The sequence below is a fragment of the Marinomonas sp. TW1 genome (assembly GCF_001625355.1).
Lineage (GTDB): Bacteria > Pseudomonadota > Gammaproteobacteria > Pseudomonadales > Marinomonadaceae > Marinomonas.
The window spans coordinates 54262-75783 of record NZ_JSEE01000004.1 but is presented as its reverse complement, the minus strand read 5'-3'; the positions used below and the strand labels follow the sequence as shown (position 1 = coordinate 75783).

At 44.1% G+C, this 21522-nt stretch carries 20 protein-coding genes; 12 read left to right on the top strand and 8 right to left on the bottom strand.

Annotated elements, in window-relative coordinates:
* Window positions 1-33: 33 nt before the first annotated feature.
* Both clpA and clpS read right to left on the bottom strand, forming a co-directional pair.
* Window positions 34-2286, bottom strand: coding sequence for an ATP-dependent Clp protease ATP-binding subunit ClpA (clpA, locus tag OA79_RS04675; RefSeq protein ID WP_063332065.1), 2253 nt, complete (start codon window positions 2284-2286; stop codon window positions 34-36).
* A gap of 20 nt (window positions 2287-2306) precedes the next feature.
* Window positions 2307-2654, bottom strand: coding sequence for an ATP-dependent Clp protease adapter ClpS (gene clpS, locus OA79_RS04670; protein WP_013795498.1), 348 nt, complete (start codon window positions 2652-2654; stop codon window positions 2307-2309).
* Window positions 2655-2967: 313 nt separating this feature from the next.
* Between clpS and OA79_RS18530 the strand changes: the two genes are divergently transcribed.
* From OA79_RS18530 to OA79_RS04630, 9 genes are all read left to right on the top strand, one after another.
* The gene (locus OA79_RS18530; RefSeq protein ID WP_063332064.1) at window positions 2968-3246 is read left to right on the top strand and encodes a cold shock domain-containing protein; all 279 of its coding nucleotides are present in this window, start codon (window positions 2968-2970) and stop codon (window positions 3244-3246) included.
* A 125-nt stretch (window positions 3247-3371) separates the two neighbouring features.
* Complete coding sequence (locus OA79_RS04660; RefSeq protein ID WP_063332063.1) at window positions 3372-4082, top strand: pseudouridine synthase; 711 nt, start codon at window positions 3372-3374, stop codon at window positions 4080-4082.
* Window positions 4018-4413, top strand: coding sequence for an NUDIX domain-containing protein (locus OA79_RS17930; protein ID WP_082825375.1), 396 nt, complete (start codon window positions 4018-4020; stop codon window positions 4411-4413). Before OA79_RS04660 ends, OA79_RS17930 begins: the two co-directional genes overlap by 65 nt.
* A 118-nt stretch (window positions 4414-4531) precedes the next feature.
* Window positions 4532-5653, top strand: a complete 1122-nt coding sequence (mnmA, locus tag OA79_RS04655; protein ID WP_063332062.1) for a tRNA 2-thiouridine(34) synthase MnmA — start codon at window positions 4532-4534, stop codon at window positions 5651-5653.
* A gap of 66 nt (window positions 5654-5719) precedes the next feature.
* Complete coding sequence (gene hflD, locus OA79_RS04650) at window positions 5720-6352, top strand: high frequency lysogenization protein HflD (protein ID WP_063332061.1); 633 nt, start codon at window positions 5720-5722, stop codon at window positions 6350-6352.
* A 217-nt stretch (window positions 6353-6569) separates the two neighbouring features.
* Window positions 6570-8792: an NADP-dependent isocitrate dehydrogenase gene (locus OA79_RS04645; RefSeq protein ID WP_063332060.1), complete on the top strand. Its 2223-nt coding sequence runs from the start codon at window positions 6570-6572 to the stop codon at window positions 8790-8792.
* A 153-nt stretch (window positions 8793-8945) separates the two neighbouring features.
* The gene (gene purB / locus OA79_RS04640; RefSeq protein WP_063332059.1) at window positions 8946-10319 is read left to right on the top strand and encodes an adenylosuccinate lyase; all 1374 of its coding nucleotides are present in this window, start codon (window positions 8946-8948) and stop codon (window positions 10317-10319) included.
* Between the two features lie 92 nt (window positions 10320-10411).
* Window positions 10412-11623: a cupin domain-containing protein gene (locus OA79_RS04635; protein WP_063332058.1), complete on the top strand. Its 1212-nt coding sequence runs from the start codon at window positions 10412-10414 to the stop codon at window positions 11621-11623.
* Entirely contained in the window at window positions 11620-12036 is a 417-nt protein-coding gene (locus OA79_RS04630; protein WP_063332057.1) for a GNAT family N-acetyltransferase, read from the top strand. Before OA79_RS04635 ends, OA79_RS04630 begins: the two co-directional genes overlap by 4 nt.
* A 98-nt stretch (window positions 12037-12134) precedes the next feature.
* On the opposite strand, the gene OA79_RS04625 is transcribed toward OA79_RS04630, so the two are convergent.
* Window positions 12135-12755 carry an FKBP-type peptidyl-prolyl cis-trans isomerase gene (locus OA79_RS04625; protein ID WP_063332056.1) on the bottom strand — a complete coding sequence of 207 codons (621 nt, stop codon included), beginning with the start codon at window positions 12753-12755 and terminating at the stop codon, window positions 12135-12137.
* A 180-nt stretch (window positions 12756-12935) separates the two neighbouring features.
* Here OA79_RS04625 and OA79_RS04620 point away from each other — a divergent pair, with 180 nt between their 5' ends.
* The 3 genes from OA79_RS04620 (at window position 12936) to OA79_RS04610 (ending at window position 15704) form a co-directional block, all read left to right on the top strand.
* Window positions 12936-13157 (top strand): hypothetical protein, encoded by a 222-nt coding sequence (locus OA79_RS04620; RefSeq protein ID WP_063332055.1) that lies wholly within the window; start codon window positions 12936-12938, stop codon window positions 13155-13157.
* A 52-nt stretch (window positions 13158-13209) separates the two neighbouring features.
* Window positions 13210-13692, top strand: coding sequence for a universal stress protein (locus OA79_RS04615; protein ID WP_063332054.1), 483 nt, complete (start codon window positions 13210-13212; stop codon window positions 13690-13692).
* Between the two features lie 68 nt (window positions 13693-13760).
* Window positions 13761-15704, top strand: a complete 1944-nt coding sequence (locus OA79_RS04610) for a DNA topoisomerase III (protein WP_063332053.1) — start codon at window positions 13761-13763, stop codon at window positions 15702-15704.
* Between the two features lie 10 nt (window positions 15705-15714).
* On the opposite strand, the gene OA79_RS04605 is transcribed toward OA79_RS04610, so the two are convergent.
* The 5 genes from OA79_RS04605 to OA79_RS04585 all read right to left on the bottom strand — a co-directional run bounded on the left by OA79_RS04605 (window position 15715) and on the right by OA79_RS04585 (window position 21398).
* Entirely contained in the window at window positions 15715-16332 is a 618-nt protein-coding gene (locus OA79_RS04605) for a LysE family translocator (RefSeq protein WP_197465356.1), read from the bottom strand.
* 84 nt (window positions 16333-16416) lie between these two features.
* Window positions 16417-17199, bottom strand: coding sequence for a hypothetical protein (locus OA79_RS04600; RefSeq protein ID WP_063332051.1), 783 nt, complete (start codon window positions 17197-17199; stop codon window positions 16417-16419).
* A gap of 79 nt (window positions 17200-17278) precedes the next feature.
* Window positions 17279-17959, bottom strand: a complete 681-nt coding sequence (locus OA79_RS04595) for a hypothetical protein (RefSeq protein ID WP_063332050.1) — start codon at window positions 17957-17959, stop codon at window positions 17279-17281.
* A 173-nt stretch (window positions 17960-18132) separates the two neighbouring features.
* A complete protein-coding gene (locus OA79_RS04590; RefSeq protein ID WP_063332049.1) occupies window positions 18133-19710 on the bottom strand; it encodes an inorganic phosphate transporter in 1578 nt (525 codons plus the stop codon).
* Window positions 19711-20015: 305 nt separating this feature from the next.
* Window positions 20016-21398: an L-serine ammonia-lyase gene (locus OA79_RS04585; RefSeq protein ID WP_063332048.1), complete on the bottom strand. Its 1383-nt coding sequence runs from the start codon at window positions 21396-21398 to the stop codon at window positions 20016-20018.
* Between the last annotated feature and the right edge of the window lie 124 nt (window positions 21399-21522).

Sequence of the window (21522 nt, the reverse complement as noted above, 5' to 3'; positions counted from 1 at the left end):
TTTTTTTTGATCTAACAAAAGACATTAAAGCAATTAATGGACAACCGCTTCCTTGATGACGTCAAATTTCAACTCATCTTTCTTTTCATCCAAGGTCACTTTCACCGTACCACCTTCACTCAGATCACCAAACAATATCTGATCAGCCAACGGTTTCTTCAGATGTTCCTGAATCACCCTAGCCATTGGCCGAGCCCCCATTTGTCTATCATAGCCTTTGTGAGCCAACCAGCCTCGTGCTGTATCGGATACATCCAGCAAGACACCTTTTGGATCTAATTGCGCCTGAAGCTCCACAAGGAACTTATCCACCACATTGAAGATAATACGCTCATCCAACTGTTGAAATTGAATAACAGCATCAAGACGGTTTCTAAACTCTGGCGTAAAGGTTCGGTTGATCACTTCCATTCCATCGGTCGAGTTATCTTGATTAGAGAAACCAATGGAGCGGCGAGCCAACTCTTCCGCACCGGCATTCGACGTCATGATCAAAATCACATTGCGGAAGTCCGCCTTTCGACCATTGTTATCCGTCAAGGTACCGTGATCCATTACCTGTAAAAGCAAATTAAAAACTTCTGGGTGAGCTTTCTCAATCTCGTCTAATAAAACAACACTGTGCGGATTCTTAGTCACAGCCTCTGTTAGTAAGCCACCTTGATCAAACCCTACGTAGCCTGGTGGCGCACCAATCAAACGCGACACTGCATGACGCTCCATGTATTCAGACATATCGAAACGAATCAATTCTAGTCCCAATTGCTTGGCCAGCTGCTTGGTGACTTCGGTTTTACCCACACCAGTAGGACCAGCCATCAAGAAGGAACCGATTGGCTTTTGCTCTGCTTTTAGACCAGCACGAGACAGCTTGATGGCAGACGACAAGGAATCAATGGCATTGTCCTGCCCAAACACCACCATTTTCAGATTACGCTCTAGATTAGACAGAACTTGCCTATCATCTGAATTCACCGCTTTCACCGGTACTCGCGCTATTTTTGAGACAATGTCTTCTATGTCTGCGACAGTAATCGAAGCTTTACGCTTGTCTTCTGGTTGTAAGCGTTGATAAGCACCAGCTTCGTCTACCACATCAATGGCCTTGTCAGGCATATGACGATCGGTCACATAACGCTGAGCAAGTTCCGCGGCCGCTAATAATGCAGGTTCTTCGTATTTGATTTGATGATGCTCTTCAAATGCTCCAATAATGCCTTTGAGAATTTGATACGTATCGTCCACGCTTGGCTCGTTCACATCAATTTTTTGGAAACGACGTGCTAGAGCATGATCTTTTTCGAACACACCACGAAACTCTTGGAAGGTCGTTGAACCAATACAGCGCAGCCCACCGGAACTCAATACAGGTTTCAGCAAATTCGATGCATCCATGACGCCGCCGGACGCTGCACCAGCTCCAATAATAGTGTGTATCTCATCGATAAATAAAATCGCGTTAGGCAGCTTTTTCAATTCGCTCAACAATTGCTTCAAGCGCTTCTCAAAATCACCGCGGTATTTTGTTCCGGCCAACAATGCGCCCAAATCCAGAGAGTAAACCACCCCATTTGAAATCACATCAGGCACTTGACCATCGACAATTCGCTTAGCCAAACCTTCGGCAATGGCTGTTTTACCGACCCCTGACTCACCAACGAGCAAAGGATTATTTTTCCGACGACGGGATAGGGTCTGAATAACCCGCTCAACTTCGTATTCACGACCAATCAATTTATCAATTTTACCGTTTTTGGCTTCTTCATTCAGATTCAAAGCAAATTTTTGCAAGGGTGCGGTACTGGTGTCTTCCGCGTCGTCCTCTTGATCCACTTCTTCAGAGGCATCACCTAATTTAGAAATGCCGTGAGCCACATAATTAACCACATCAATTCGGGCAACCCCATGGCGTTTCAACAGGTATACAGTTTGGCTTTCTTGCTCACTGAAAATCGCTACGAGTACGTTGGCACCTGTTACTTCACGCTTTCCTGAGGATTGAACATGGAAAACGGCTCTCTGGAGGACACGCTGGAAACCAAGCGTTGGCTGAACCTCTCGCTCTTCATCATCTTCAGGGATCAAGGGAGTGGTGCTGTCGACAAACTCTTCGAGTTCTTTACTCAAAGTCTCTAAATTCACGCCACAAGCCTTTAACACACTAGAGGCAGCACCATTTTCAATCAGTGCTAACAACAAGTGCTCTACCGTCATAAACTCATGACGCTTGTCTCGGGCCGCTTTAAAAGCCGTATTCAGGGTTTGCTCTAGTTCTTTATCTAACATTGCTATTCCCTCTCTCTGAATCAGTCAACCTTTTGTAGGTCGCACATTAAGGGGTGCTCGTTTTGCTCTACGAACTGTTGAACCATTGCCACTTTCGTTTCCGCAATATCAAAAGGATAAATGCCACAAACACCTTTCCCCTTGGTATGCACTTCTAACATTACCTGATTAGCTTTCTCTCCATCCATTGAAAAAAAACGCTGTAATACAAATACGACAAAATCCATTGGCGTATAGTCATCATTAAATAACACCACCTGATACATAGACGGCGGTTTTAATTCTGTTTCTTCTGGCGCAATCGCTATACCAGAGTGACCATGCTGCTCATCTTCTGATGTTAGTCTAATTTGCTGATTTACAATCATTCTATGCCTCTGAGGCTACAATTTTTCACGTAATTTGCCAAATTTGACTCATTACCACTTATTTACGCTACACATTCGCACTTGGATTTTACAAATCCCAAAACGGCTTCTACGCTCATTATTAGGGTAACCAAAAGTGCAATCAATGCTTATTAAGGTTGATTTTAACACTGTTTAACAAAAAACAGTTTGCACTTATTTAGCATTCTACCCTAAACAGATAACGCTGAAGCGGCCAAAAGCTCGAGCCCTAAGGCACGCCGACGCAAACTTAAACATTGATTTAATATCTTGAGTGGATAAGGAGTGACTCATGCATCATGGATCCGTAAAGTGGTTTAACAATGCGAAAGGCTATGGCTTTATTGTGTCTGAGGATTTTAATGAAGACTTATTTATTCATTATTCCGCCATTAATGTTGAAGGTTATAAAACCTTAAAAGCAGGCCAAGCCGTTACCTTTGATGTTGAGCCAGGAGAGCGAGGCTTACACGCAATCGAAATAACCCCCATCTCGACGGATGTGAACAATAAGTCTCCAGCCAATGAGAGTGTAAAAGAAGAACATACAAAGGAAGCTCACCCAGCCTAAACGACGCCGCCATTTCCATCGTCGATATTTGCGGCCGATTTTGATATCTTACTTCCCTTCAGCAGAAGTAAGATATTTTCGTTTGCCTTCTATATCACCGATATAAGCGAATTTTTAATCAAAATATGCCAAGCCATTTAATTAAATTTAATAAACCTTTCCAAGTGTTAAGCCAATTTACCTCTGAAGGCGAAAAATTGGCACTGTCCAGTTTTATTGACGTTCCCGATTTTTATTCAGCGGGACGTTTAGACTATGACTCAGAAGGTTTATTATTACTGACCAATCAAGGCTCACTGCAACATCTCATCGCCTCGCCAAAATTCAAAATGCCTAAAACCTATTGGGTGCAGGTCGAGGGCGACATATCAGATCAAGCACTTGAGCAACTGAGACAAGGCATTGAGCTCAAAGATGGCCTCACCAAACCGGCTCAAGCAACACGCATGACCACTCCTAATATTTGGCCTCGAAATCCCCCTGTAAGAGAGCGCAAAAACATTCCAACCAGCTGGCTTAGCCTGCAGATACACGAGGGGAAAAATCGCCAAGTACGACGCATGACCGCCGCGGTTGGATTCCCTACTCTAAGATTAATTCGCTATGCTATCGGCCCATACACACTCGACACCCTAGCTCCTGGAGAGTGGCAATACACAGACACGACCAGCGAATTGCAACATGAGGTTAACCAGTTTGAACAACAAAGAAAGAAACAGACTACCGCACCTAACCGTCGCAGCTCTCGTTCAGAAAGACCAAAAGTACCTCATGGTAAAAGAGTGGCAGGACAATCAAATCGTGCTGAATCAACCAGCCGGGCACGTCGAAAATAACGAGGATGTGTTACAAGCGGTGATTCGTGAAACACAAGAAGAATCTGGCTGGCTAGTAGAGCCGATTGGTCTAGTCGGATTATATGCATTTACGCCTTACGAAGGCGCTGACACTTATCATCGACTGTGCATCCTATGCCGACCAGTTCAACATATCAGTGATCAGCTGGACAACGACATCATCTCATCACATTGGCTTAGCTGGGAGGAGATACAAAACGTTCCTCATCGTAGTCCACTAATCAATGCTTGTATTGAAGATTCACAAAACACCCCCACAATGCCTTTAACCTTTTTATCGAACCAGTTTTTGACGCCTAAAAATAGTTAAAAAGATAGGAATAAGCCGTCAATATCTTTGCGCTATTCGCATCAATGGAAACGAAAATGGTACAATCCCAACAAATGTATTTGAGGCGTAGCCTCTCTAAAATGAGAATAGATAAAGAATGAACGACAGCTCCCTTGCTAACAACGCAAACAGCGCAAAAAAAGTCATCGTCGGCATGTCGGGCGGTGTTGACTCTTCTGTATCAGCTTTACTTTTAATGCAGCAGGGTTATCAGGTTGAAGGCCTGTTCATGAAGAACTGGGATGAAGATGATGGCACAGAATACTGCACCGCCAAAGAAGATCTAGCCGATGCTCAAGCTGTTAGTGATAAATTAGGCATCAAACTCCATACCGCCAACTTCGCTGCTGAATACTGGGACAATGTCTTTGAACACTTCTTAGCCGAGTACAAAGCGGGTCGAACGCCTAATCCGGACATCTTGTGTAACAAAGAAATCAAATTCAAAGCCTTCCTTGAATACGCTGTCGCGCTGGGCGCTGATTTCATCGCCACAGGTCATTATGTACGTCGCGGCGAGCAAAATGGCGAGCCAATCTTGCTCAAAGGTTTAGACAACAATAAAGATCAAAGCTACTTTTTACACGCGGTAGGAAAAGATGAAATTGCTAAATCCCTTTTTCCAGTGGGCGAATTAGAAAAACCAGAAGTACGTCGTTTAGCAGAAGAAAACGACCTAATCACCCACAACAAGAAAGACAGCACTGGCATTTGCTTCATCGGCGAACGTCGTTTTAAAGACTTTCTTGAGCAGTATTTGCCCGCCCAACCTGGTGACATAGAAACACTCGAAGGCGATAAAATTGGCCGTCACCATGGTTTGATGTACCACACAATTGGGCAGCGTCAAGGCTTAGGAATCGGTGGACTGGCAAAATATTCAGATGACCCTTGGTACGTTGTGGAAAAAGATTTAGAGCGCAATGTGCTATTGGTCACTCAAGGTGGTCAACATGAATCGCTTTTCAAAACCCACCTAATAGCTGACAACTTTGATTGGATTGCTCGTAAAAAACCGAGCTTCTCGCTGACCTGTAAAGCTAAATGCCGTTACCGTCAGCCAGACCAAGAATGTACGCTTAATGAATTAGCCGATGGCCGAGTAGAAGTTTCATTTAAAGAACCACAAAGAGCCATCACCCCTGGTCAGTCCGTGGTATTTTACCTAGATGATGTATGCTTAGGCGGCGGTATCATTAACATTGCGTTTAATAAATAGCTCCTAGACCACAACGCCATAATTTCATTACCGGATAACACGCAAAATAGAGAAAGAGTAGATAACGTGAGTAACAGAGAAAAAGAGCAAACCATTGCCCTATCTGCCGTTTTCCAAGCTGCGGAGTTGGTCGCCAATCTAGCTAAGACAGGCCAAGTGGATAAAACGTATCTGCAACCCTTAATCGACAGTGTGTTGATGCTCAATGCGGATGAAACCGAAGACATCTATGGTGGTCAGTGGGACTGTCAGAGCAATCTGGCGATCGGACGAAAAATAACCAGACAAGCTCTCGGCAAAGATCGTAACAGTGTGAATCCTGATACCTTAAGATACACTCTGAGTTTGATTCACCTTGAAAGCAAATTGGCAAAGCATCCAGAAATGCTGTCACAAATTGGTCAGCAAATCACTCAGATCGCGAGTAAAAAAGAACATTACGATTCGGTGTTGCACGAAAACATCATGGCCTCGATCTCTGGCATGTATCAGGATACCCTCAGTAAATTGCCATTTCGAATTCAAGTGCATGGGGACAGTCGCTTTTTACAGCAGGCCCACGTTGCCAACCAAGTTCGTGCTATCTTAATGGCTGGCGTCAGAGCGGCGATGTTATGGCGTCAATTAGGCGGTAAACGCTGGCATCTTATTTTCAAACGAAAAGCACTGTTAAACGCACTAGATTCACGTAATGAATGATTAAAAAAGGTCGCAGAGACCTTTTTTAATGCGCAAAAATACACAAGAATAACCAGCGTTAATTGCGAGTATAATTTTCAACCGATATCTCTGAATGCATTTTTTCGTTAGTATGTCGGGCAAATTTTATACCATCTCAGCTTTGTTAAATTAGGAATGGCGGCTAAAAGTCATCTTCGATTCAATAGGCTAATGCCTGAAATGTTAGGGGAATTACATGTCAACAAAACAAACCATTTACTATACATTTACCGATGAGGCGCCTGCACTGGCAACCGCGTCTTTACTTCCTATCTTTGGCGCTTTCGCTAAAGAAGCAGACATCGAACTAAAACTGACCGACATCTCTTTAGCTAGTCGTGTAATTTCCGCTTTTGCTGATAAGCTACCTGCCGACAAACAAGCAGAAGACGGTCTTAAATTTCTTGGCGATTTGACTGCCAACCCTGAAGCAAACATTGTTAAATTACCTAACATCAGTGCCTCTCTGCCTCAGCTATACGCCACCATCAAAGAATTAAACGCAGAAGGCTATGGTCTTCCTGAATATCCAGAAAACCCACAAACAGACGAAGAAAAAGACGTTCAAGCTCGTTATTCTAAAGTGCTTGGTAGTGCGGTAAACCCAGTTCTACGCCAAGGTAACTCTGACCGTCGAGCGCCTGCAGCGGTTAAAAACTTCGCTCGTAAGAACCCTCATTCAATGGGTAAATGGAGCAAAACCTCTGTTTCGCACGTTGATTACATGCGCGACGGTGATTTTTACTCTTCTGAGCAGTCCGTTACTATGGATTCCGCTCAAACCGTTAACATCGAATTCGTGAAAAAAGACGGCTCTGTTGAACTGAAAAAATCCTTGCCGCTTCTTGCTGGCGAAATCATCGATAGCATGAACATCAACTGCACTAAACTGCGCGCCTTCTTTGAAGCTTCTCTACAAGAAGCGAAAGAAGACAACATCATGTGGTCTGTTCACTTAAAAGCCACCATGATGAAAGTGTCTCACCCAATCGTATTTGGTCACGCGGTCACGGTTTTCTACAAAGACGTTTTCGAAAAATACGGCGAGCTTTTCAAAGAAATCGGCGTCAACCCAAACAATGGTTTAGGTAGCGTTTACGACAAAATCCAAAGCCTTCCAGAAGCGAAACAAGAAGAGATCAAACAAGCGATTCAAGACGTTTACAAAACGCGTCCTGAACTAGCGATGGTGGACTCAGACAAAGGCATCACTAACTTGCATGTACCAAGTGACGTGATTGTTGATGCTTCTATGCCTGCGATGATCCGTAACTCTGGTAAAATGTGGGGCCGTGATGGTAAAGCACATGATGCGAAAGCCGTCATTCCAGACAGCACTTACGCACGCATTTACCAAGAAACCATTAACTTCTGTAAAACCAATGGTGCATTCGATCCAGTCACCATGGGCACAGTGCCAAACGTTGGCCTAATGGCTCAAAAAGCAGAAGAATACGGTTCTCACGATAAAACATTCGAAATCGCCGAAGCCGGTACTATGCGCGTTGTTGATGCACAGGGTAACGTCCTAATGCAGCACGCGGTAGAAAAAGGCGATATCTGGCGCGCTTGCCAAACCAAAGATGCTCCAATCCGTGATTGGGTCAAGCTGGGTGTAACTCGCGCTCGTCAATCTGACACACCTGCGGTGTTCTGGTTAGAAGAAGCTCGTCCACACGATAACGAACTTCGCAAGAAAGTCGAAAACTACCTAAAAGAACACGACACTAACGGTTTAGACATTCGCATTATGAACTACAACGAAGCGATCCGTTTCTCTATGGAGCGCATCATTCGTGGTCTAGATACCATTTCAGTAACGGGCAACATCCTTCGTGATTACCTAACTGACTTGTTCCCTATCTTGGAATTGGGCACGTCTGCGAAAATGCTGTCTATCGTGCCAATGCTACAAGGTGGCGGCATGTATGAAACAGGCGCTGGCGGTTCTGCTCCTAAGCACGTTCAACAGCTTATGGAAGAAAACCACCTACGTTGGGATTCTCTTGGTGAATTCTTGGCAGTGGCTGTCTCTTTTGAAGAATTGGGCATCAAGCACAATAACGAAAAAGCGAAAATTCTTGCCGCTTGCCTAGACAAAGCCACCGGCAAACTTCTAGACACCAACAAATCACCTTCTCGTAAAGCGGGTGAATTGGATAACCGTGGTAGCCACTTCTACCTAGCGATGTACTGGTCACAAGAATTGGCGACGCAAACAGACGACGCGACGTTAGCGGCGAAATTCGCTCCTCTTGCTAAGCAATTAGCAGACAACGAGGCAGCGATTGTTGCAGAACTTGCTGCGGTTCAAGGCAAACCTTCTGGTCTATCTGGTTACTACCACATGGATCTTAACGAAGTAGCTAAGATCATGCGTCCGAGTGCAACCTTTAACCAAGCGTTGGCATCTCTATAAGTTTTCACTAACTTCGTGATACCAAGCCCAGTATTGTCAAAATGACAATACTGGGCTTTTTTATGCCTAACCTCATCTCATATCCCTGTATTACCGTCTTGCTTTTGCCTATAATAGCCGCTCCCTGAAAACCATGTTCGAGGCGTTATCTCAATGGAATTAACTAGCTTAAATGCGATTTCCCCTATCGACGGTCGTTACGGATCGAAAACCAACGTACTGCGTCGCTCAGTCAGCGAGTACGGTTTACTGCGTATGCGAGTCATTGTTGAAGTTCGCTGGCTACAGGCTCTTGCCAAACACCCACAAATTATTGAAGTACCAGCACTGAGTGATAAAGCAAGCACCTTGCTAGATCAATTGGCTGACAACTTCAGCGAAGCCGATGCTCAAGCGATCAAAGACATTGAGAAAACCACGAACCACGATGTCAAAGCGGTTGAATACTTCATCAAAAACAAAATGGCTGACAACGCTGAACTAGCAGCCATTTCTGAATTTGTTCACTTTGCTTGTACCTCAGAAGACATCAATAACTTGTCTCACGCATTGATGCTACGTGAAGCACTGGAAGAAGGCATTGCTCCAGAGCTAAACAAGGTCATCACGGTGATACAAGATCTAGCGATTGAGCACGCTGAGCAACCTATGTTGTCTCGTACTCATGGACAAACCGCGTCGCCTTCTACTGTTGGTAAAGAAATGGCCAACGTGGCAGCACGCCTTAGCCGTCAGCTTAAGCAAATTGAAAACGTTGAATTTTTAGGCAAAATTAACGGCGCCGTGGGTAACTACAATGCCCACCTTTCCGCTTACCCTGACGTAGATTGGCAAGCCCATGCAGAAGCCTTCGTTACTTCTTTAGGCTTGTCTTGGAACCCTTACACGACTCAAATCGAACCACATGATTACATCGCCGAGTTGTACGATGCCATTAGCCGTTTCAACACCATCTTGATCGATTTCGACCGTGATGTATGGGGCTATATTTCCATGGGCTTCTTCAAGCAAAAAACCATTGCTGGCGAAATTGGTTCTTCTACCATGCCACACAAAGTTAACCCTATCGACTTCGAAAATTCCGAAGGCAACTTGGGCATTGCAAACGCGATCATGGGCCATTTGAGCGCGAAATTACCTATCTCTCGCTGGCAGCGTGACCTAACCGACTCGACAGTGTTGCGTAACCTTGGCGTTGGTTTGGCGCACAGTTTGATTGCTTACCAAGCCACCCTAAAAGGCATCAGCAAGTTGGAAATCAACGCGCCTCGCCTTGAAGCGGATCTTAACAATGCTTGGGAAGTATTGGCTGAACCAATCCAAACTGTGATGCGTCGCTATGGCATCGAATCTCCATACGAGAAGCTAAAAGAATTGACTCGTGGTCGCACCATTGACCAAGCAACGATCGAAGCGTTCGTTGATACGCTAGAAATGCCTGAGCAAGCAAAAGCCGAATTGAAAGCGCTTACGCCAACTACTTACATTGGTAATGCTGTCGCTCAAGCCAAAGCCATTCGCGGCTAGGAAAACGACGTTGAGTTAAGAAAAAAGGGCCGATTTATCGGCTCTTTTTTGTCTCTAATAACAGATTTTTATTCATTCTAATGAGCAACAATATGATTGACCTTCATTCTCCATTGTCTATTTTGGGTGGCATGACAGCGCACACTTTTATCACTGAATATTGGCAGAAGAAACCTCTGCTGATTCGTGCTGGTCTCGCGGATTTCACGCCACCACTCGACGCCAATGAACTGGCAGGCATGGCCATGGAAGAAGAAGTGGAATCTCGTATTGTCATTGAGCATGGTGATCGCCCTTGGGAATTACAACAAGGCCCATTTGATGAAGAACACTTTACTCAGTTACCTGAGAGAGAATGGACTTTACTGGTTCAAGCGGTTGACCATTGGGTACCAGAAATTCAAAACTTGAAAGAGCAATTCCAGTTTTTACCCAGCTGGCGATTAGACGATGTCATGGTCAGCTACGCCACCGAAGGCGGAAGTGTTGGACCACATTACGATCAATACGATGTCTTTCTGGTCCAAGTTGCTGGCAAGCGCCGTTGGCAAGTCTTAGGGCCTGAAAGCTATCAAGACAAAGCTTTAGCCAATATTGACCTACACATCTTAGATAATTTCCAAGCTGATCCTGACATGGATTGGACCTTAGACGCAGGCGACATTTTGTATTTGCCGCCCAACTTTGCGCACAATGGTCGAGCATTGGATGATGACTGCATGACTTACTCCATTGGCTTTAGAGCGCCCAGTCTTCAAGAAGCTCTAACGGGCATACGCGATAAACTTTGTGAAAGCATCAATGAAAAAAACCGTTTTGCCGCTCCTGAACCAGAGCAAAGAGAACACAGTGCGGAAATTCATCATGACGATATTCGCTACTTACAGAATGAGTTAAGCCGCTTATTACAACAACCCGATCTTTTGGCCGAATGGCTTGGCGACACCATGAGCGAAAGTAAATACCCTGAATATTTATCGCCATTAAATCAAGTCGAACAAGACCAAGCCTTCTTTTCAGCCAAGCAAGGAAAAACCTTCATTCGCCCTGGTGACGCTCGTATCTGCTATTATCAACAAACAAACATGACGGATGCCATTAAAGTGTTTTGTAATGGCGAACACATTGTTGTAGCTCAAACATTAACCACCTTTATTCAAGCGATTTGCGATCAGAGCGAATTTGATTTTTCTGGGTTAGACTTATCACAGCATGAGGATTTAGAACCGCTTGTTCGTTTCCTAATTAGTCAGCAAGGACTGATTGAACTTACCGCACCAGAACCTGAAGAGGACGAGGAATGAACATCCTAACGTCTGATTGGAACAGCAGCAAAGAGCAACTTAAGTTCGTTCGCACTCAAGTCTTTATCATCGAGCAAGGTATAGATCCGATTGACGAATGGGATGATGAAGATCAACACGCCGTCCACTTTGTCTCTTTTGGCACGACCGCTGTGCCGACGGGTACTTGCCGCCTCACCGAAAAAGGTCAGATTGGCCGCTTGGCGGTATTACCTGCTTATCGCCATCAAGGTTATGGGGAACGTTTACTGCGAAAAGCCGTTCAAGTGGCAAGAGAAATGGGAATTCAAACCGTTTTTCTGAATGCGCAAGTTGAAGTACAAAGTTTTTATGAAAAGCAAAACTTTCGCTCAGATGGCAAGGTCTTTTTAGAAGCAGGGAAACTTCACGTTCGTATGGAAAGAACGATCTAAACCATCCTTTGATGGACAGAAAATCAATCAATATCACCATTAAAAATGGCAAAAAAAGCGAGCCGCCTGGGCTCGCTTTCATAGAACAGATCAATCGATTATACAATCGCGATCAATTCAACATCAAACTGAAGAACAGAATGAGGCTTGATCATAGCGCCAGCACCTTGTGCGCCGTAAGCCAATTCAGCCGGAATAGTTAGACGGTATTTAGCACCTTCTTTCATCAATTGTAGGCCTTCAGTCCAACCAGCAATAACGCCAGTTAGTGGGAACTCAATCGGCTCACCACGAGCAATAGAGCTATCAAAAACTTGACCGTCAGTTAGTCGACCTTCGTAATGAACACGAACCGTCGCATCACCACTTGGTACGTTACCTGTACCTTCTTCAAGTACTTCGTATTGTAAACCTGACTCAGTTACCTGAATCCCTTCTTTCGCTTTGTTTTCCGCTAGGAAAGCGTCGCCCTCAGCGATGTTTTCTTCAGAAGCTGCACGGCTTTTTTCTTCCATTTTTTGTTGAAGTTCAGCAAATGCCGCTTCCAACTCAGCGCCAGGAACACGCATTTCAGCATTGTTCAACGCGTCTTCAATCGCAGCGAACAAATGAGTTAAAGACAACTCACCTAGGTCACTACCACGTAGCTGATCACCGATTTGACGACCAATGCCGTATGCAATTTTTGCTTCATTTGAGTCGAACGACAGTTCTGACATGTTTACACTCTCTTTATTATCGCTTAAAAAATTAGGCCGCCATCATAACATAGCCAAACCGCTTGGAACATGGCACAAACACCTCTGCCAGTAGTTGAAAATAGTTATCACAGAGATAGCTTTTTTAAATGATATTGATTATCATTAAATTTCTATAAACAGATACAAAAGGAGAATGTCATGAAGACGAAAGCCTTTGTTCCAGCGACCAAACTGAATAAACAAGATAGCAAAGCAACGGATTACTGGAGCATGTTGTTTATCAGCTTTATTTTTATTTCATCAATCAGCTGCTTTCTGTTTGCCAATCACGTCAATAAACCCAACACATCCAGTGCTTCCAGCAGCACCATCAAAATCAGTACACAAATAATTGATACAGATCAGCAAAGAAAAAGCTAAAGAGTCTAAGCTAAAAGGATCCGCTGAAGGAACATAACAAGAGGGCCTTAATATGTTACCGAAAATCAACACGCTACTTTACGCTTGCGATCTAGAAAACCAAACTCAGTCAGCAATTGAACTGGTTTTCAGTTTAGCGCTAACGCATCAGGCTAAAATCGTTTTGATGCACGTCATGGAACCACTGAATCCCCAAGCTGCCAGCATGATTCATAACTACATCAGCGACGATGTCTTAGAAACCATGCGCAATGAGGCCAATAATGACGTGCAACAGCGCATGAATAGCCTATTAAAAGAGTTTATAGAACGCCATCAAGATGAGCTGAGCGGACTCACCACAGAACCAGAGACACTTATCATTAGCGGCCTACCAGCCGATGCTATTCAGCAAGCCGCCAAGCAACAACAGGCAGATTTAATCATCATGAACAGTCGCACGCACAGTACGATTGGGCAGATGGTGTTAGGCTCAACCGCCAACAAAGTCATTCACTCCAGTGACATTCCTGTCATGGTTGTACCAATAAAGTAGCCTGATAGGCTGGTCTTAATATCGACTCTTAGTTACACTTACTGTATATATAAACAGTAAGTGTGATTATGATTCTTTATATTGCCGAAAAGCCCAGCTTGGCACGAGCCATTGCCGCCGCCCTCCCAGGTCCACAAAAAAAACAGGAAGGCTGTATTTGGTTGCCGAATGGCGACTGCATTAGTTGGTGCATTGGCCACTTATTGGAACAGGCCGAGCCTCACGTCTACAACCCCGCTTTTAAGACATGGCAACTTGATCACTTACCCATTATTCCAAGTGATTGGCAATGGCAAGAAAAAGCCAACACCAAAAAACAGCTCAGTATTTTAAAAAAGCTGATTAAACAAGCAACGCAACTGGTTCACGCCGGAGACCCTGATCGAGAAGGCCAGCTGCTGGTAGATGAAGTCTTGCATTACACCAAAGTGCCGGCTCAAAAATTACAACAAACTCAACGAGTGCTCATTAGCGACCTAACCCCTGCCGCGGTCAAAAAATCCTTACAACAGCTTAAATCTAATGCAGAATTCGCAGCCCTGTCACGTTCCGCCTTAGCCAGAGCAAGAGCCGATTGGCTATTTGGCCTAAACCTAACGCGCGCTTACACTATCAGAGGCCGCCAAGCAGGCTACCAAGGGGTTTTATCCATAGGTCGAGTGCAAACACCAGTACTTGGCTTAGTTGTGGCAAGAGACACAGAAAGAGAGAATTTTGTCGCTAAAAATTATTATCAAGTTTGGGCACAAATTAGCACACCGGAAAATCAGCACTTTCAGGCAAAATGGCTGCCAAGTGACGCCTGTCGTCCCTACATGGATGAAGAAGGTCGAGTTCTTAATCGAGCCCTTGCAGAAAATGTCGCATCACGAATCGAAAACCAACCAGCTCTCGTAACACAAGCCGATTATAAGCAAAAAAAGCAGCCACCACCTTTGCCCTATAATTTATCCTCATTGCAGATTGATGCCGCGAAAATTTTCGCGATGTCGGCGCAACAAGTATTAGACACCTGCCAAGCTTTGTATGAGCGTCATCAGATCATTACTTACCCTAGGTCTGATTGTCGCTATTTGCCGACGCTACAACACAAAGACGCCAAAGCCATTATTAATGCTCTTAGCAAAGGCTCAGAGACACTCGCTACCAGCGCAGAGAATGCCAACGCCAAGCTTAAAAGCAAAGCTTGGAATGACAAACAAGTCACCGCTCATCACGCTATCATTCCTACCTCACAAGCCCATAAAGCCGCTGCGTTAAACAAAACCGAAAGCCAAATATTTGGCCTGATTGCACGGCAATATCTGATGCAGTTTTATCCAGACTATCAGTATCTTTCAACACTCATTCAGCTTGATGTCGCCGGTGGAAAATTTGAAGCAAAAGGCAGCACACCAGTATCGTTAGGTTGGCGTTCGCTTCTTCCGACTAAGAAAAAAACAGATCAAGAAGAAGATCAAGAACAACTGCCTAATGTCAAGAAAGAGGACTCCCTTTGGTGCAATCAAGGCATCATTAAAGATAAGGTTACCACGCCTCCTGCCGCCTTCACGGACGCGACGCTGTTAGCGGCCATGACCGGAATCAGTCGTTTTGTTTCCGATAAGAACATCAAAGCCATCTTAAAAGAAACGGACGGTCTCGGCACCGATGCAACGCGTGCGGGTATTATTGAAATTTTATTTAAACGAAGCTTTTTAATCAGGCAAGGTAAACAGATTCATGCCAGTCAAACTGGCCGAGCGTTTGCGGATACCCTACCCTCACAATTAGTCACACCGGATATGACAGCACAGTGGGAAGCTCAATTAAACGCCATGAGCTTAGGAGAGAGTCGCTATCAAGACTTTATGGCTGGACTCACTGGTAACCTAACAGAACTCTTAACTCAATCGAGAAGTGTCTCAACAGCGTCTTTACAACACTTACCAGCGCCTAAGAAGAAACCGTTTAAGAAGCGTTCTGCAACCCGAAAGAGAACCTCTAAAAGCAAAGCTAAAAAGCCTGCTTAGCGACTGACCTTTAACCCGCAGCCAGCCAAACGCCAACACCGATCATTAAAGTACCAGCAATGCGATTCATAATGCGCACATTACCACTTTTCATAAGCAAGGACTTTAACGTTCGGCCGCCAGCCGCATATATGAGCAAACAGCTAAACTCTAATGTTAAAATAATAGAGATCAACACAACCAATTGACTCGCTAAGGGCTGATCAGCCACTAAGAAAGGCGGTAACAAGGCCACGAAAAAAGCCCAACCTTTAGGATTGGCAATCGCCGTAACAAACCCTTGAGACATTAGCTCTCTACGTGATGCTGGCGCGCTGTCTTCATCCGTTTTGATGGCCATCTTTCCCTTAGATAGCCACATTTGAATACCAATAAAGGCCAAATAAGCACCACCAAGGTACTTTAGTACCATGAACACACTTGGGTAATTCAGCAGTAACGCCGCTACGCCAATAGCCGACAAGGTCGCTACCGTAGCAACGCCCACTAATTCGCCAACCATCATCCATAATGCGCGTTTGACTCCAACCGTCATGCCCAGAGTCATGGCTAACGTCATGCACATACCTGGTGTGATAGAAACAAAAAAGAAAGTAGGTACAAAAGCAGAAAGTAAAGCAAGGTTCACTGAGCAGATCCTTTTAAATAAAAAACGAAGCGAGTGTGGAAAGTTAACCCTAGAATATGAGATACAAACTTAAAAAGAAATGCATTAGAACCGTTTTTTCTCTTGAAAAGTCGAACCTTCGATAAACTTATTCCACTCATCATCCAGCTCCTCTTCCTCTTCACTTTCCATGCTTTTGGTCAGCTCTTCTTCCGCCTTTTGCAGCGCTAAATCCTCTTCAATTTCTTGCAATATATCCTTAAATTTTTGAATGAGAGGTTGAGCTTCGACCTCTTCCTGAATGGGATTCAACTGCACCAAAGCCTCTTTATAAAGGTCAATCGCACTTTCCATTTGTCCACTTAGGAATGCTCGTCGTGCCAAATAAGCATGGTAATCCGCATTGACTTTATAATGATAGAAATCCATCAACTTTCTATAGCGATGAACAACATCTGAATTAACAATTTTGTCTTTTTGAGCTTGTATTAAAAAGGATTTGAAAGACTCGAAAAGGCGCTTCACTTCAATGATTTTTAATTCATCATTCATTGGTTGAGCACGGCGTTTTTGTTTGCTTTCTTGAAACTCTGACAGCTCTTCTGCTAAATGATTTCGACGACGGGTTAGACTCGGATCAGGTTGTAAGGAAAGTAATTGATCATAAATAGCCAGCATTCGAGTAAACAACCATACTCGCATGTCTTTTGGCTGATATTGAGGTGGCATTTCATCTAGATAACGACGTACTTGGCGCAATTGATTGTTCAGGGAAGCTACTTTGCGAAGCTTTTCCAATCGAGCCTGCTCTTTTAATTGCAGCACGATTGCAAAAGCAATAAAGCCTCCGATCACTAACAACAGCACGGTAATGGTAACAGCACTCATATAATACGTCGTTTACTAGGTTAATATTCAGTCAATGGTTAGTCGATTTAAACCAAACACTCACTCTTTAAAGATAATACTATTCTTTATTTTCTTCTTTTTTATCTAATAACGCTTCTTCGACATCCAATATCATATTTTGCAAACGCGAAGATTCCTTTCGCGCCAAACCGACTGTACTGTGTTTATCCATCACCGTTAAAGCCAAACGATACTTTTCCAGTGCTCGGCTTCTGCGTTCATGCTCCAAATCTTGTTTCGCTTGACTCACTAAATGATCTCGGTAAGCCAAGGAGTAAGTATAACGAACCAAACCGATATGATGACGAATCATCACTCGGCTCATACTATTGCCATCCAATAAACTGCGTAACTCTTTTATGATAAATTGCAATGCACCTTGAGTTTGCTCAAATTCTACTTGGCTGTTTACTCTACGTTTATCAGATACATTTTTACCAGAAGCAATTTCAGAGTATAACTTAGTCAAATTATATTGTTCGTAAGTAAATTCGGTATTCATACCTGCGCGCTTTAACTGCTGAATGATCGATAAAAGATACTCTATTAGAAAAAGCTTAGTCTCTTTTAAAAAATATCGGTCAGATAGCATACTAAACGCATGCAGCATTTTTTCTCCACGACTCGATAAGCGTCCTAACAAACGTTTTCTCAGTTCATCTTGTTTCTGTTTCCAGCGTACAAAGAAAAACAAGCCACTTACAGCAATCATGACAAGAATGGCAACAAAACCCAACAAGAGTAATTCCCTTAACTAAGACATCCCAACGGACTAAGACAAATCAATGTATCAAAACTTTACATTTATATACCACAGACGAAGCCATTAAAACAGAAAAAGACCAGAATACTGGTCTTTTTATCACCAACTTTGTTCGTGAGAACAAAATTTTAAGGTCTATTTTGACAAACTTATGAGTGGGTAACTGAGAAGCCCAACAACATATAAAAGATTAAACTGGCTAAGGTTGCCGAAGCAGGAACAGTTATAACCCAAGCCGCCGCAATCTTTAATAGTGCTGAACGCTTAACCAACTCTTTCTTGGTCGCTTTCTTCAAACCTTTACGTTCAGAAGAGCTAATCGGCGATGATGCTTTAGCCGCTTTTAGTTCTCGCAAAATGGCACGTTTTTCAATCACATCAGCCACTTCGAAGCGATCAACAAAAGCTTGTGTTTGCTCAGCATCATGACCAGCAGACTCTGAATGAGAAATAATGGCCGCCAGCTTTTTGTTGTAAGACAACTTTAAATATTCGCGTAAGAAACCGACACCAAAGATGCCGCCGACAGCGATGTGCGTCGAACTAACAGGCAAACCTAATTGAGAAGCAATAATGACAGTAATCGCAGCCGCCATCGCCACACAGAAAGCACGAATTTTATCCAGTTCAGTGATTTCTGAACCCACAGTGCGAATCAATTTTGGTCCGAACAAAGCCAAACCAAAGGCGATACCAATACCACCAATTAACATGACCCAAATCGGGATCGCCGCTTTACCTGACACCGTACCAGAGATCAAAGCGTCATTAATCGCCGCTAGAGGCCCAATCGCATTTGCGACATCGTTGGCGCCGTGTGCAAAGCTCAACAGTGCGGCTGAAACAATCAATGGCAAGGTAAACAAGCTGTTCACTGAGTCTTTATCGTTTTTCAGACTTGACGCCGCTTTGTCAACTATTGGACGGACAACAAAATAAACAGTGATAGCAATTGCTAACCCAATAAGGCCTGCGGAGATAATGTCCAGTTTCCAGATTTTCTTGAGGCCTTTGAGGATCAAGTAGGTCGAGAATGCCCAGACCATGATGCCAACCAGTAACGGAACCGTCTTTTTAGCCGCTTCAATCATATTGCTCTTGTAAGTGACAGCACGCTTAATGTAAATCAAGAAGACGGCGGCAATGACTCCACCGAATACCGGTGAAATTACCCAGCTTGCAGCAATCGCAACCATTTTGTCCCAGTTTGCGATGTCCCAACCGCCAGCCGCGATACCTGCGCCAAGCACACCACCGACAATAGAGTGAGTCGTTGATACTGGAGCACCAAGGTAGGTTGCTAGGTTTAACCAAATTGCACCCGCCAATAACGCCGCCATCATTACCCAAATAAAGGTTTCTGCATCGGCTATCGCGTTGGGATTAATAATGCCTTTTTTGATCGTTCCGACCACGGTACCACCAGCGATAAGCGCACCAGCTGCTTCAAAAATCGCCGCGATCAGGATCGCTCCTGTCATAGACAAGGCTTTTGAACCAACCGCTGGGCCAACGTTATTGGCCACATCATTGGCACCAATATTAACCGCCATATAAGCACCAATCGCCGCCGCAATCGCTAAGATGGACAAATTAGAAGCGGCAACACCATTCATTGAAGCATAAAAACCACAAGCTAAAATAAAGGCAAGTGCAACCAGAACTCGGATAAAATCATTACCGACCAGTAAACTGGACGTTTTTTTGGAATTGTTTGTAAGATCCATGAGGCTCTACTATCTATAATTAATTTCTACCAAATCTTTGAAATATGAGTTGTCTCAATTCAAACGAATGCTTATCCCAGCATTAGGCGTAATTTGGTGCTTAAATCATCCCGTCACATTTCTGTAAAATTTCAATGCGGCGTCATTCTACACTGAGCATTAATAGATAAAAACCCCAGTCAAGACAGAAAGACAACGACATTATTTACAGATAAAAAAAAGTGCCTCGAAAGGCACTGGAGATCAATATACTACAGTTATATGACAGTTTTGTTACTTGTCATAATTTTGCCATGAAAGTGTCATCAACATTCAATCACGTTGACTGCCAGACCTCCGCGAGAGGTTTCCTTATATTTATCATTCATATCCTTACCCGTTTCTCTCATGGTACGAATGACCTTATCCAAGGAAACATAATGCGAACCATCTCCCCTCAACGCCATCGAAGCGGAATTAATTGCTTTCATCGCCGCCATGGCATTTCGTTCAATACAAGGAACTTGAACTAGACCACCGATGGGGTCACAGGTTAAACCCAAGTTGTGTTCCATACCGATCTCTGCTGCATTTTCAATTTGTTCTGGCGAGCCACCCGTTGCCGCAGCTAACCCTGCCGCTGCCATGGCACAGGCGGAGCCGACTTCACCCTGGCAACCTACCTCCGCACCAGAAATAGAAGCATTTTCTTTAAACAACAGACCAATCGCGGCCGCGGTTAACAAAAACTCAATCACGTTTTCTTCATTGGAGCGCGGACAAAACTCCCAATAATAGTGTAACACCGCTGGAATGATGCCAGCCGCACCATTGGTTGGCGCCGTCACAACGCGACCACCCGCCGCATTTTCTTCATTTACCGCTAAAGCATATAAATTCACCCAATCCATTGCTCCTAACGACGGGGTAATCATATCCATACGGGTTTTACTCGACAGGTCTCGATACAAACTGGCAGCGCGGCGCTTGACCTTTAAGCCTCCAGGTAAGATACCTTCATTTTGAATGCCTTTCTGTACACATTCTTTCATCACCGACCAAATGGATAAAATACCTTGTTTGACTTCGTCTTCCGTACGCCATGCCAGTTCATTTTCTAGCATAATCTCGGCAATGGATTTACCAGTACTTCGACACAAATTCACTAAGGTTTCAGCATCATGGAAAACATGAGGCAATTCTGTTGTGTCCTCAACTAGAGACACCTTGCCTTGTGCATCCTCTTCGACAATAAAACCACCGCCCACAGAGTAAAAAGTCGCTCGATGCAGACTGTCGCCTTTTTCATCAAACGCTTCCAAAACCATGCCATTAGCATGGAACTCTAGACGATCAATTCGATGGTATATCAAATCTTGCGATACTTTCAGAGCAACATTGCGTTCCTTTAAAACACGAATCATCGAAGCGGACTCAATCTGTGCTACTCGCTCAGACACACCACTCGGATCAATGCTTTCTGGAAGCTCTCCTTCCAACCCCATCAATACCGCAACACCCGTTCCATGACCTTTACCAGTGGCTCCAAGAGAACCATATAAATCCACTTTTAAGCGTTCTACCTTGTCTAAAAGACCACGTTCTTTTAACTGATGAGAAAACTGATTCGCTGCGACCATGGGCCCAACAGTGTGTGAGCTAGAGGGGCCAATTCCCACTTTAAAAAGATCGAATAAACTGATTGCCATAGTAAGTCCTCGCCATGTAGCGACCCAATCTGTGATGAACAGACAAAATGAATACGGTGAAATTATCATTTATGAAAGATAGTTTCCAATGGGAAACAAGAAAAGTATTCGATGATAGGCAAAT

Excerpts from the sequence above, each read along its gene's own strand:
- OA79_RS04660 (WP_063332063.1), top strand. The coding sequence starts at position 3,372 with ATGCCAAGCCATTTAATTAAATTTAATAAACCTTTCCAAGTGTTAAGC.
- OA79_RS04645 (WP_063332060.1), top strand. The coding sequence starts at position 6,570 with ATGTCAACAAAACAAACCATTTACTATACATTTACCGATGAGGCGCCT.
- OA79_RS04590 (WP_063332049.1), bottom strand. The coding sequence starts at position 19,710 with ATGGATCTTACAAACAATTCCAAAAAAACGTCCAGTTTACTGGTCGGT.
- OA79_RS04610 (WP_063332053.1), top strand. The coding sequence starts at position 13,761 with ATGATTCTTTATATTGCCGAAAAGCCCAGCTTGGCACGAGCCATTGCC.
- OA79_RS04620 (WP_063332055.1), top strand. The coding sequence starts at position 12,936 with ATGAAGACGAAAGCCTTTGTTCCAGCGACCAAACTGAATAAACAAGAT.
- OA79_RS18530 (WP_063332064.1), top strand. The coding sequence starts at position 2,968 with ATGCATCATGGATCCGTAAAGTGGTTTAACAATGCGAAAGGCTATGGC.
- clpA (WP_063332065.1), bottom strand. The coding sequence starts at position 2,286 with ATGTTAGATAAAGAACTAGAGCAAACCCTGAATACGGCTTTTAAAGCG.
- mnmA (WP_063332062.1), top strand. The coding sequence starts at position 4,532 with ATGAACGACAGCTCCCTTGCTAACAACGCAAACAGCGCAAAAAAAGTC.
- OA79_RS04600 (WP_063332051.1), bottom strand. The coding sequence starts at position 17,199 with ATGAGTGCTGTTACCATTACCGTGCTGTTGTTAGTGATCGGAGGCTTT.
- clpS (WP_013795498.1), bottom strand. The coding sequence starts at position 2,654 with ATGATTGTAAATCAGCAAATTAGACTAACATCAGAAGATGAGCAGCAT.
- OA79_RS04635 (WP_063332058.1), top strand. The coding sequence starts at position 10,412 with ATGATTGACCTTCATTCTCCATTGTCTATTTTGGGTGGCATGACAGCG.
- OA79_RS04585 (WP_063332048.1), bottom strand. The coding sequence starts at position 21,398 with ATGGCAATCAGTTTATTCGATCTTTTTAAAGTGGGAATTGGCCCCTCT.
- purB (WP_063332059.1), top strand. The coding sequence starts at position 8,946 with ATGGAATTAACTAGCTTAAATGCGATTTCCCCTATCGACGGTCGTTAC.
- OA79_RS04615 (WP_063332054.1), top strand. The coding sequence starts at position 13,210 with ATGTTACCGAAAATCAACACGCTACTTTACGCTTGCGATCTAGAAAAC.
- OA79_RS04630 (WP_063332057.1), top strand. The coding sequence starts at position 11,620 with ATGAACATCCTAACGTCTGATTGGAACAGCAGCAAAGAGCAACTTAAG.
- OA79_RS04625 (WP_063332056.1), bottom strand. The coding sequence starts at position 12,755 with ATGTCAGAACTGTCGTTCGACTCAAATGAAGCAAAAATTGCATACGGC.
- OA79_RS17930 (WP_082825375.1), top strand. The coding sequence starts at position 4,018 with ATGGTAAAAGAGTGGCAGGACAATCAAATCGTGCTGAATCAACCAGCC.